The sequence below is a fragment of the Kitasatospora sp. NPDC052896 genome (genome assembly GCF_044547075.1).
GTDB lineage: Bacteria > Actinomycetota > Actinomycetes > Streptomycetales > Streptomycetaceae > Kitasatospora.
In genome coordinates, this window is the sequence record NZ_JBITZU010000003.1 from 435,489 (window position 1) to 447,474 (window position 11,986).

Here is an 11,986-nt window from a genome sequence, read left to right on the forward strand (position 1 = left end):
ACCCACACCTTTGTGAAGATCCGCCACACCCGGTCTGAACTGCACTTGACCGAATATCGGACACTCTTCCGGGGCAATCGCCCGCGCGCGTGCCCCGCACCCCCTTGTCCAAACACCCGTCCATGCGCTGAAATGCGGGAGCTTGTCGGGACGGGTGTTCCAGAGGCATGCACGCGTCCGATCCCGGCACGTGTGCTCTGACACGCCCCCTGACGTCTTATCAGACGAAGGGATGTTCATGATCGGCTGGCGCAAACCGCAGCTAGCAGCCGTCACCCTCACCGCCGCCTCCATGGTCCTGGCCTTCGGGACCAGTGCCTACGGCGCTCCGCTCCCCAGCCCGGGGCCCCTCGCGGCCACGGACAGCGGCGCTCCGAGCGCGGTGATCGTGATTATGAAGAACCAGCTTCCCAGCGCGCCGGCCGACGCCGGACACCTGAACGCGCGCAAGCAGCAGGCCGCCTCCTCGCAGGCGCCGCTGCTGGCCAAGGTCAAGGCCAACGGTGGCACCGACGTCAAGAGCTTCGTGGTCGGCAACGCCTTCTCGGCGACCGTCAGCCCGGCGCTGCGTGCCCAGCTCGCCGCCGACCCGGCGGTCGCCCAGGTGGTCCCGGACCAGACGGTCACCGTGACCCCGCCGAGCTCCGGCACCACCACCGCCACCGGTCCGGCGGCCGGTGCCAAGGCCGCCGCCGCCCCCGCCGACGCCAAGAAGGCGGACGACGCCCAGGACCCGGGCGCGATCTGCCCGAGCGACCCCTCCAAGCCCCTGCTGGAGCCCGAGGCGCTCTACTCGACGCACGACGCGAGCACCGCGGCCTCCCCCGGCGCGGACCAGATCGCCACCGGCAAGGGCGTCAAGGTCGCCTACATCGCGGACGGCCTCGACCCCAACGACCCGGACTTCATCCGGCCCGACGGCTCGCACGCGGTCGTCGACTACAAGGACTTCTCGGGCAACGGCTTCTTCGCGCCGAGCGGCGCGGCGGAGGCCTTCGGCGACGCCTCGGCGATGATCGCGCAGGGCCGGGAGAGCTACGACCTGTCGAAGTTCGTCAACCCGACCCACCCGCTGCCGGCCGGCTGCAACATCCGGATCCAGGGCATCTCGCCGGACGCCTCGCTGGTCGCGCTGAAGGCCGGTGGCACCACCTTCCCGAACTCGGCGATCCTGCAGTCGATCGACTACGCCGTCTCGGTGGCCCACGTCGACGTGCTGAACGAGTCGTTCGGCAGCAACGTGACCCCGGACAGCGGCGCGCACGACACCATCTCGCTCTTCAACGACGAGGCCGTCGCGGCCGGCGTGACCGTCACGGTCTCCAGCGGCGACGCGGGCATCAACGGGACCATCGGCACCCCGTCCACCGACCCCAAGGTGATCTCGGCCGGCGCCTCGACCGACAACCAGTCGTACGCCCAGACCGGTTACGCGGCCGCCCAGTTCTCCAACGGGACCTGGGACAACAACCGCATCTCGGCGCTCTCCTCGGGCGGCTTCACCCAGGGCGGCAAGACCGTCGACCTGGTGGCCCCGGGTGAGTCCGACTGGGCGCTCTGCTCGGCGGACATCAGCATCTACACCGAGTGCACCAACTTCAACGGCCAGGGCAGCCCGATCCAGCCCTTCGGCGGTACCAGCCAGGCCGCGCCGCTGACCGCGGGTGCGGCGGCCGACGTGATCCAGGCCTACCGTGACGGGCACCACGGCGTCTCGCCGACGCCGGCCCTGGTCAAGGCGTTCCTCACCGGCACCGCCACCGACCTCGGCCTGCCCGCCCAGGAGCAGGGCGCCGGTCTGCTGGACGTCCGGGCCGCCGTCGAGGCCGCCCGTGGCTACCAGGCCCCGGCCCAGAACAGCTCCACCGTCGCGGTCACCAGCGGCCAGGTGGACATCACCGGCACGCCGGGCTCGACCCACACCGCGGACGTCACGGTGGCCAACACCAGCAGCAGCCCGCAGACCGTCAGCGGTGCCACCCGCACCTTCGCCCCGCTGTCGGACGCGCAGCAGAACGTGCCGCTGAACTCGTCCACCGACCCGCAGTTCCCGTACGCGACCAACGGCGCGCCCTGGGTGCACCACGACGTCACGTTCACCGTCCCGGCCGGCGCCGACCGGCTCGCCGCGTCGATAGCGTGGCAGGGCAAGGCGCAGCAGTCGGGCAGCAACACGGTCACCCCGGTGGTCCGGCTCACCCTGCTCGACCCGTCCGGCAAGTTCGAGACCAACACCCGTCCGCAGGGCGGCGCGGTCTCGGCCAACTTCGGCATCGTGGACGTCCCGCACCCGGTCGCCGGCCAGTGGAAGGCGATCTTCTACACCCCGGCCGGCACCGACGGCTTCACCGGCCCGGTCCTGTTCGACACCTCGTTCCAGCGGGCGGTCCCGGCCGGTGCGGTGAGCCCGCAGGTCACCACGCTGGCGCCGGGTCAGAGCAAGACCCTGCACGTGCAGCTGACCACCCCGACCACCAGCGGCGACAGCTCCGAGTCGGTCACCGTCGCCAGCTCGAACGGCCGCACCACCAGCGTGCCGGTCATCCTGCGCACCCTGGTTCCGGTCTCCGGTGACACCGGCAGCTTCACCGGCACCATCACTGGTGGCAACGCCCGTGACTCCTCCCCCGCGCAGAGCTTCACCTACGCCTTCGACGTGCCGAAGGGCCACAAGGACCTCCGGGTCGGCCTGACCCTCGGCCAGGACTCGAACGTGCTGCTGCAGGGCTCGCTGATCAGCCCGGACGGCACCCCGGTCGACATCGAGAGCAACGCGCTGCTCAACGCGCAGGGCACGCTCACCGGCACCGCGGCCGGCGTCTCGGCCACCGCGATCAACCCGGCGGCCGGCCGCTGGCGCTTCGTGCTGGTGGTCGTCAACCCGGTCAGCGGCGCCGAGCTGAGCCAGCCGTTCAACGGCACCATCGGCCTGGACCAGGACCGCGCCGCGGCCCCCGGCCTGCCGAACAGCAACAAGACCAAGCTGCCCGCCGGCAAGGCGACCACGGTGACGGTGTCCTACACCAACAACACCGCCGCGACCCAGGTGGTCCAGGCCGACGGCCGGCTGAACAGCAAGGTCGACCTGCCGCTGGTGCCGCAGGGCGCCTCCGGGACGGTCAACCTGCCGCTCAGCCCGACCTCGACCGTCCCCAGCTTCATCGTGCCCCCGGGCACCGACAAGCTGACCGCGGTCGCCGCGTCGAGCACCCCGGCGCAGCTGGAGATCAACGGCACGGCCGGTTCGCCCGACCTCTTCGGCAACCTGAAGCAGGCCCAGAACGGCTCGACCATCTCGGTCGCGCAGGACTCCAACGCGGGCGGCCAGCCGATCGTGTCGGGCTTCTGGAGCACCTACGTGCAGCAGATCGGCCCGTTCCCGAACTCGGGCGCGCCGGCCGGCACCTCCACCATCACCGCGACCGCGCACACCCTGGCGTTCGACCCGGCGCTGACCTCCAGCACCGGTGACCCGTTCGCCGCGGCGTTCAACGCCACCGCGCCGGCCGTCACCCCGGTGACCGTCCAGCCGGGTGCCACCGGCTCGCTGCAGGTCACCATCACCCCGACCGGCGCCAAGGGCAGCACCGTCTCCGGCGTGCTGTACCTGGTCTCCGCGCCCGGTGGTGTGGTCACCGCGAACAACCAGATCGGTACCACCGGTTCCGTTCTGGCGGCGATCCCGTACAGCTACACCGTGAGCTGACGCCCGCCCTCGCACCGCGCCGAGGCCGCCCCGCTTGGGGCGGCCTCGGTCGCGTTTCCGGGCGCTGCCTATGCTCGTGGGCATGAACGACGCCGACCCCCCGCTCTCCCCCGCCCGCCGCAACCCGATCGGCGCGCACGTGCCGGTCGCCGGGCGCGGGCTGGTCGGCACCGGGCTGGCGTACGCGGAGCGGATCGGCGGCGAGGCGGTCCAGGTCTTCACCGCCAACCCGCGCGGCTGGGCCACCCCGCCCGGCGACCCGGCCCAGGACGCCGCGTTCCGGGCGGCCTGCGCCGAGCGGGCGATCCCGGCCTACGTGCACGCGCCGTACCTGATCAACTTCGGCTCGGACAACGCCGAGACCCGCCGGCGCTCCACCGACTCGCTGCGCCATTCGCTGCTGCGCGGGCACGCGATCGGCGCGCTGGGCGTGGTGGTGCACACCGGCTCGGCGGTCGGCACCGCGCCGGACGGCGGCTCCCGTTACGCCGAGGCGATGGCCCAGGTGCGCGCCGACGTCCGGCCGCTGCTGGAGGAGCTGGACCGGCTCGGCGACGACGTGCCCTGGCTGCTGCTGGAGCCCACCGCCGGCCAGGGCCGCTCGCTCTGCTCCCGGCTGGAGCAACTCGCCGAGTACGCCGAGGCACTGGACCACCACCCCCGGGTCGGGGTCTGCCTGGACACCTGCCACGCCTTCGCCGCCGGCCACGACCTGGCCGCGCCCGGCGGGGTGGCCGAGGCGCTGGACCTGCTGGAGACCGCGATCGGCCCGGGCCGGCTGCGGCTGATCCACGCCAACGACTCCAAGGACGTGGTCGGCGCCCGCAAGGACCGGCACGCCAACATCGGCGACGGCCACATCGGCGCCGACCCGTTCCGCGACCTCTTCGCCCACCCCGCCACCGCGGGCGTCCCGCTGATCCTGGAGACCCCGGACCGCAGCGCGGCCCCCGGCTTCGGCCACTGCTCCGACGTGACCCGCCTCAAGCAGCTCCGCGCCGAGGCGGCGGCCCGGCGCGGATGAACGACCGCTTCCCGACGGACCGGGACGGGCTCAGGCAGCCGGCTCGCCCAGCCGTTCGACCCGGCCCAGCGCCTCGATCTGGGCCTGCGGGACGTACGCCGGTGGCACCTCCCGCCCCCGGCCGACGTGGTTGAAGAGCAGGTTCAGCGTCACCGCCAGCAGGCAGCCGGCCGAGATGCCCGAGCCGAGGATGGTGGCGACCTGCTGCGGCAGGGCGTGGTAGATGCCCGGGTAGGCGATCGGGAAGATCCCGAAGGCCAGGCTCACCGCGACGATCACGGCGTTCGACCCGACGCTCAGGTCGGCCCGGCCCAGGGTCCGGATGCCGGCCACCGCCACCGTGCCGAAGAGCACCACTCCGGCCCCGCCCAGCACCGGTTGCGGAACCAGCGCGACCAGACCACCGACCACCGGCAGCAGACCCATCACGACCAGCAGCGCGCCGCCGAGCGCGACCACGAACCGGCTGCGGATCCGGGTCAGCGCCACCAGGCCGATGTTCTGCGCGAAGGCCGAGCAGATGAAGGTGCCGAAGACCCCGCCGAGCGCGCTGGCCAGGCCGTCGGCCCGCAGGCCGGCGGCGATCGTCCGGGCGTCGGCCGGGCGCTCCACCACCTCGCCGAGCGCGATCATGTCGGCGGTGGACTCGGTCATCGACACCACCATCACCACCAGCATGGCGACGATCGAGGAGACCTCGAACCGCGGGGCGCCGAAGGCGAACGGGTGCGGCAGCTCGAAGACCGGCAGGCTGCGCAGGGTGTGGAAGTCCACCCGGCCCAGCGGGATCGCCACCAGCGTGCCGAGCAGCAGGCCGATCAGGATCGAGATCCGCTGCAGGAACCCGGTCAGGAAGCGGTTCAGCAGCAGTACGGTGAGCAGCGTGAAGGCGGCCAGCCCGAGGTTGACCGGCGAGCCGTAGCTCTTCGAGGTCGCGTCACCGCCCTGCGCCCAGTTGCCCGCCACCGGAAGCAGCGAGACCCCGATCAGCGTGATCACCGTCCCGCTGACCACCGGCGGGAAGAACCTGACCAACCGGCAGAAGGCCGGTGCCAGCAGGAAGCAGCAGACCCCGGCGACCATGGTCGAGCCGAAGATCAGCGGCAGGGCGGCGCCCTTGCGGGCCGCCAGCACGGCCAGGATCGGCGAGACGGTCGCGAACGAGACGCCGTTGACGAACGGCAGCCGCGACCCGACCCGCCAGAACCCCAGGGTCTGCAGCAGCGTGGCGATGCCCGCGACGAAGAGGGTGGCGGCGAGCAGCGTGGTCAGCTGGGCGGGCGTCAGGCCGGCCGCACCGCCGATGACCAGCGGTGGCGCGGCGACCCCGGCGTACATGCTGGCCACGTGCTGCAGCGCGACCGCGGCCATCCGACCGGGCGGCAGCAGCTGGTCGACCGGGTGCGCGGGCTGCTCCGGGTCGTGACGGCGCATGGGTGGTCCTCCACATCTGACGCCACCTCGGCACTGAGACGGCGTCGGGCGGACGGCGGGCCGGCCCGGCCAACCGGGGCGGCCCGCCGCTGGCGGCTTCGGGTCCGGGCACGACGACCGAAGTGCTGGGACGGTGCACGGTGACGCTGGGACGACCCCGGTGGGCGGCGGTGGGGGCCGCCCACCTCCGGCACCCGCGGCGAACGGGTCCGGTCCATGAGCTCCTGCTGGGCTGCTGCTGGGTTCTGCTGCGCGCACGACCTTGCCATCCGGGCGTGGGGGATTCCGCATCCCGGAACAACAATTTCGTGTTGCAGGAAATCTAGAAAGCCCGCCTCCCCTCGTCAAGAGATCCGGTTCCACAATCTGTGGACCGCCACACCCTTGGAGCTTCGTCCAGGCCCGGCGGACGGCCCGGCGGACGGCCCGGGGGACGAGCCGGGGGACGAGCCCGCCGAGCGGGCCGCCCTCCGCTAGGCCATCCCCATCGCGGCGTTGACCTCGGCCAGCGTGGCGTCGGCGATCTCGCGGGCCCGCTCGTTCCCGCGGGAGAGGACGGCGCGCAGGTGGGCGCGGTCGGCGGCGAACGCGGCACGGCGGGCCCGGAACGGGCGCAGGTGCTCGTTGACCGCCTCGGTGACCACCGCCTTGAGCCGGCCGGCCCCCGCGTCGCCGATCTCGGCGGCCACCGTGTGCGGGTCACGGCCCTGACAGAGCGCGGCCAGCAGCAGCAGGCTGGACACCTCGGGGCGACCGGCCGGGTCGTAGCAGATCCGGCGGTCGGCGTCGGTCTTGGCGCCGCGCAGCAGCCGGGCGGTCTCGTCCTCGTCCGCGCCGAGCGCGATGGCGTTGCCACGGCTCTTGCTCATCTTGCCGCCGTCCGTGCCGAGCAGTAGTGGGGCGGCCGAGAGGAGCGCCTCCGGAACCGGGAAGACCGGTGAACCGCCCTTGCCGTAGCGGGCGTTGAAGCGGCGGGCGATGGTCCGGGTGGCCTCCAGGTGGGGCAGCTGATCCTGGCCGACCGGGACGATCCCGGCCTTGCAGAACAGGATGTCGGCGGCCTGGTGCACCGGATAGGTGAGCATCAGGCCGCTCACGCCGGCCTGTCGGGAGTGCGCGATCTCGTCCTTGACCGTCGGGTTGCGGTGCAGTTCGGCCACGCTGACCAGGCTGAGGAAGGGCAGCAGTAGTTGGTTGAGAGCGGGCACCGCACTGTGCCGGAAGATCACGGTACGTTCCGGATCCAGCCCGAGGGCCAGGTAGTCGACCACCAACTCCTCTACGAAGAAAGGTAGTTGATCGGCCGTGTCGCGGTCGGTGAGCACCTGGTAGTCCGGGATCACGATGAACAGCTCGGCGCCCTCGGACTGCAGCCGCAGGCGGTTCAGCAGGCTGCCGAAGTAGTGGCCGAGATGGAGCGGACCGGTCGGGCGGTCACCGGTCAGCACCCGGGGCAACTCCGGGGCGGGCCGGGACACGGCGGGACGGACGAGGGCGGTCCGGGCGGCGCGGATGGCGTGCGACGGGGCCGGGTTGGGCAGCGTCATCGGGGCTTCTCCTCTGGTGTGGGTCGACCGTCCGGCGGGCCCGTGCAGTGGAGCAAGCAAGAGGGCCGTCCAACCGGACGGCCCAGGGCATGGGAAATGCGCGGCCGTCCTAGGACGGCCACCAGCTGAGCGGGAGCAGCAGCGTGCGCATGGAGCCCACTGTAACCGTTCAGGACGGCGTCCGACACCGTTCACCGGTTCGGCGGGCGGCACCCCTAGCCTGAGCGACCGTCATATCACCAGAGCTGTGAGGAGATTCCGCGTGGAAAGTGCCATCAACGGCGGTGCCGACCAGGAGAGTGACGCGAACGGCGTGAGCCGTCGCACCGCGCTGCGGCTGGCCGGGGTGGGCGGCGCGCTGACCGCGGCGCCGCTGCTGACCGCCGGCCCGGCGGACGCGGCGGACGGCGCCGGCGGCCAGGGCTCGCCGCTGCTGCTCACCCGGCCGGAGGCGCTCGGTGCCCCCGCCGTCGAGGGGCTGCACCTGACCTTCGGCGCCGACCCGTCCCGGGAGATGACCGCCTCCTGGACCACCGACGGTCCGGTCCGCAACCCCCGGCTCCGGCTCGGCTCGCTGGACGGCGGCTTCGGCCGGACCGTGGCCGCCGAGACCCGCACCTACACCGACGGCGTCAGCAACCGGACCGTCCACACCCACCACGCCCGGATGCGGAACCTCCACCCCGGCAGCTACTACACCTACGCGGCGCTGCACGACGGCGGCCGCCCGGACGCCGGCACCTTCCGCACCGCGGCCCAGGGCCGGCAGGCCTTCACCTTCACCAGCTTCGGCGACCAGGCGGTGCCGGACACCACCTGGCAGCCGGACGGCAAGGGCGACTTCACGGTGGTGCCCAGCGGGATCGCCTCCCCCGCCTCGGCGGACATCGTGGCCGGGATCGAGCAGTTGGACCCGCTCTTCCACCTGCTCAACGGCGACCTCTGCTACGCCAACATCAGCCCGGACCGGCTGCGCACCTGGCAGGGCTTCTTCGCCAACAACACCCGCTCGGCCCGCTACCGTCCGTGGATGCCGGCCGCGGGCAACCACGAGAACGAGAAGGCCAACGGCCCGATCGGCTTCTCCGCCTTCCAGACCCGTTTCGACCTGCCCGACAACGGCGGCGACAGCGAGTTCGCCGGGCTCTGGTACTCGTTCACGGTCGGCTCGGTGCACGTGGTGGTGCTGCAGAACGACGACGTCGCCTACCAGGACGCCGGCGACGCCTACGTGCACGGCTACAGCGGCGGCGCCCAACGGGCCTGGCTGGAGCGGGACTTGCGCAAGGCCCGGGCCGACCGGTCGATCGACTGGGTGGTGGTCTGCATGCACCAGGTGGTGGTGAGCTCCTCGGACGCCAACGGCGCCGACCGGGGCGTGCGCGAGCAGTGGGGCCCGCTCTTCGACCGTTACCAGGTCGACCTGGTGGTCTGCGGGCACGAGCACAACTACGAGCGCTCGCTGGCGGTGCGCGGCACGGTCTCCGGCTCCGAGACGCTCACCCCGGCGCCGGTCTCCGGCGCGACCGACGTGATCGACACCTCGCAGGGCACCGTGCACATGGTGCTCGGCGGTGGCGGCACCTCCTCGCCGACCAACGACAAGTTCTTCGCCCCGGCCAGGGCCAAGGTGATCACCGGGGTCGGCCCGGTGGCCGCGGGCGGCAAGCGGCCGCCGGTGTACGTGTACGAGGACGCGCCCTGGGTGGGCGTGCGCGACCTGGACCACTCGTACGGCTTCGCCGCGTTCACCGTGGACCCGGGCAGCGGGCCGGGCGCGACCACCAGCATCCACGTCACGTACTACACGGTCGCCCAGCCGGACGGGACGATCAGCCCGCTGGAGAGCTTCGTGCTGCACCGCCGCCGCTCCGACGGCCACTGAGCCTCCTCCCGCCCGCTCCGAGCCGCGTCCGCCATCCAGGCGGCCGCGGCTCGCGCGTTCGTGCCGCCCGTTGACATCCCGCCTCACCGGCACGAAGCTAAGCAAGCGCTTAGTCATCTTCGTGCGGGCACTCTTCGTGAGGACACCATGACCGACAATCCCCCCGGGCTCGACCTCCAGCGACTCGCCGACCACCTGGGGACCGGCCCGCTCCGGGCCGAGTTGATCGAGGGCGGCCGCTCCAACCTGACCTACCGGCTCACCGACGGCACCGAACGGTGGGTGCTGCGCCGGCCGCCGCTGGGACACGTGCTGGCCACCGCCCACGACATGACCCGCGAGTACCGGGTGCTCACGGCGCTGCACGGCTCGCCGGTCCCGGTCCCGCGCACGGTGCGGCTGGTGACCGACTCCGAGGTGATCGGCGCGCCGTTCTACCTGATGGAGTTCGTGCCCGGCACCGCGCACCGCAGCAGCGCGGAGCTGGCGGCGCTCGGACCGGAACGGGTCCGGGCGCTGGCCGACCACCTGGCGGACACCCTGGTCGCGCTGCACGCCATCGACCCGCGGGAGGTCGAGCTGGCCGACTTCGGGCGCCCCGAGGGCTTCCTCGCCCGCCAGGTGCAGCGCTGGGGCAAGCAGTTGGCGGCCTCCCGGAGCCGGGAGGTGCCGGGGATCGACGAGCTGGCCGCCCAGCTGGCCGCCACCCTGCCGGAGTCCCCCGCCCCGACCCTGCTCCACGGCGACTACCGGCTGGACAACGTGCTGGTCGGTCCGGACGACCGGATCACCGCCGTGCTGGACTGGGAGATGTCCACTCTCGGCGACCCGCTCACCGATCTCGGCCTGCTGGTGATGTACACCCAGCTGGCCGGCCGCTTCGCCGGGGTGATCCCGGGCGTGGCGCTCGCGCCGGGCTTCCCGTCCAGCGCCGAACTGGTCGACCGCTACGCGCGGGGCTCCGGCCGGGACGTCTCGGCGGTGCCCTGGTACGTCGCGTTCGCCTCGTTCAAGCTCGCCGTGGTGCTGGAGGGAATCCACTTCCGCTACAGCCAGGGCCGTACCGTCGGCGCCGGCTTCGACCGGGTCGGCGAGCTGGTCCCGCGCTTCGTCGAGCACGGCCTGACCGCCCTCAAGGAGAGCTGAGAGAGATGGACTTCGGTTACGACGCCCGCACCGAGCGGCTGCGCGAACAGCTCACCGCCTTCCTGGAGCAGCACGTCCACCCGGCCGAGCCGGTGCTGGACGCCCAACTCGCCGACCCCGCGCGGGAGCGGTGGGCGACCCCGCCGATCATCGGCGAACTCCAGCAGGAGGCCCGGCGGCAGGGCCTGTGGAACCTCTTCCTCCCCGGGGACCTGGGCGCCGGCCTGACCAACCTCCAGTACGCCCCGCTCGCCGAACTCACCGGCCGGAGCATCCAGTTGGCCCCAGCTGCGGTCAACTGCGCGGCCCCGGACACCGGGAACATGGAGCTGCTCGCCGAGTTCGGCGACGAGGCGCAGCGCAAGCAGTGGCTGGAGCCGCTGCTCGCCGGTGAGATCCGCTCGGCCTTCGCGATGACCGAACCCGACGTCGCCTCATCGGACGCGAGCAACATCGAGACCCGGATCGAGCGCGTCGGCGACGAGTACGTCGTCAACGGCCGCAAGTGGTACATCACCGGGGCGATGAACCCGAACTGCCGGGTCTTCATCGTGATGGGCAAGACCGACCCGACCGCCGACCCGCGCCGCCAGCAGTCGATGCTCCTGGTGCCGCGGGACACTCCGGGGGTGACCGTCAAGCGCGGCATGACGGTCTTCGGCTACGACGACCGGGACCACGGGGGCCATGCCGAGGTGCTCTTCGAGGACGTCCGGGTGCCGGCCGCCAACCTGATCGGTGCGGAGGGCTCCGGGTTCGCCATCGCCCAGGCCCGGCTGGGGCCGGGACGGATCCACCACTGCATGCGGGCGATCGGGATCGCCGAGCGGGCACTGGAGCTGATGTGCCGGCGGGTGACCGAGCGGGTCGCCTTCGGCAAGCCGTTGGCCGCGCAGGGCGTGGTGCGGGACTGGATCGCCGAGTCCCGGGTGCGGATCGAGCAGGCGCGGCTGCTGGTGCTGAAGACCGCGTGGCTGATGGACACCGTGGGCAACCGCGGCGCGCACACCGAGATCCAGGCCATCAAGATCGTGGTCCCGCAGACCGTCGAGTGGATCCTCGACAAGGCCGTCCAGGCGCACGGCGCGGCGGGGGTCAGCCAGGACACCCCGCTCGCCCACCTCTGGGCCGGCAACCGCACCCTCCGGCTGGCCGACGGCCCCGACGAGGTGCACCGCCGCTCACTGGCCCGCCGCGAACTGCGCAAGTACGAGGGGGTGCGCGGGTGAGCACCGACCCGGCCG

General features: G+C 72.5%; 7 protein-coding genes. 5 read left to right on the plus strand and 2 right to left on the minus strand.

The features are described from left to right. Positions 1 to 238: 238 nt before the first annotated feature. Both ACIGXM_RS10525 and ACIGXM_RS10530 read left to right on the plus strand, forming a co-directional pair. Positions 239 to 3,706: a protease inhibitor I9 family protein gene (locus ACIGXM_RS10525; protein WP_396559023.1), complete on the plus strand. Its 3,468-nt coding sequence runs from the start codon at positions 239 to 241 to the stop codon at positions 3,704 to 3,706. A gap of 82 nt (positions 3,707 to 3,788) precedes the next feature. Continuing rightward, positions 3,789 to 4,730, plus strand: coding sequence for a deoxyribonuclease IV (locus tag ACIGXM_RS10530; RefSeq protein ID WP_396559025.1), 942 nt, complete (start codon positions 3,789 to 3,791; stop codon positions 4,728 to 4,730). A gap of 30 nt (positions 4,731 to 4,760) precedes the next feature. On the opposite strand, the gene ACIGXM_RS10535 is transcribed toward ACIGXM_RS10530, so the two are convergent. Together ACIGXM_RS10535 and trpS are read right to left on the minus strand one after the other, a co-directional pair. Further along, positions 4,761 to 6,164, minus strand: coding sequence for a nucleobase:cation symporter-2 family protein (locus tag ACIGXM_RS10535; RefSeq protein WP_396559027.1), 1,404 nt, complete (start codon positions 6,162 to 6,164; stop codon positions 4,761 to 4,763). 473 nt (positions 6,165 to 6,637) lie between these two features. After that, the gene (gene trpS, locus ACIGXM_RS10540; protein ID WP_396559029.1) at positions 6,638 to 7,711 is read right to left on the minus strand and encodes a tryptophan--tRNA ligase; all 1,074 of its coding nucleotides are present in this window, start codon (positions 7,709 to 7,711) and stop codon (positions 6,638 to 6,640) included. Between the two features lie 262 nt (positions 7,712 to 7,973). Here trpS and ACIGXM_RS10545 point away from each other — a divergent pair, with 262 nt between their 5' ends. From ACIGXM_RS10545 to ACIGXM_RS10555, 3 genes are all read left to right on the plus strand, one after another. Beyond that, complete coding sequence (locus tag ACIGXM_RS10545; protein WP_396559031.1) at positions 7,974 to 9,596, plus strand: purple acid phosphatase family protein; 1,623 nt, start codon at positions 7,974 to 7,976, stop codon at positions 9,594 to 9,596. Positions 9,597 to 9,743: 147 nt separating this feature from the next. Beyond that, on the plus strand, positions 9,744 to 10,742 hold the full coding sequence (locus tag ACIGXM_RS10550; protein ID WP_396559033.1) for a phosphotransferase family protein: 999 nt from the start codon (positions 9,744 to 9,746) through the stop codon (positions 10,740 to 10,742). 5 nt (positions 10,743 to 10,747) lie between these two features. After that, entirely contained in the window at positions 10,748 to 11,971 is a 1,224-nt protein-coding gene (locus ACIGXM_RS10555) for an acyl-CoA dehydrogenase family protein (RefSeq protein ID WP_396559035.1), read from the plus strand. Positions 11,972 to 11,986: the final 15 nt, after the last annotated feature.

What these genes read in the sequence shown, in the direction of transcription:
- ACIGXM_RS10535 (WP_396559027.1), bottom strand. Translation starts at nt 6,164, where the DNA reads ATGCGCCGTCACGACCCGGAGCAGCCCGCGCACCCGGTCGACCAGCTG.
- trpS (WP_396559029.1), bottom strand. Translation starts at nt 7,711, where the DNA reads ATGACGCTGCCCAACCCGGCCCCGTCGCACGCCATCCGCGCCGCCCGG.
- ACIGXM_RS10555 (WP_396559035.1), top strand. Translation starts at nt 10,748, where the DNA reads ATGGACTTCGGTTACGACGCCCGCACCGAGCGGCTGCGCGAACAGCTC.
- ACIGXM_RS10530 (WP_396559025.1), top strand. Translation starts at nt 3,789, where the DNA reads ATGAACGACGCCGACCCCCCGCTCTCCCCCGCCCGCCGCAACCCGATC.
- ACIGXM_RS10550 (WP_396559033.1), top strand. Translation starts at nt 9,744, where the DNA reads ATGACCGACAATCCCCCCGGGCTCGACCTCCAGCGACTCGCCGACCAC.
- ACIGXM_RS10525 (WP_396559023.1), top strand. Translation starts at nt 239, where the DNA reads ATGATCGGCTGGCGCAAACCGCAGCTAGCAGCCGTCACCCTCACCGCC.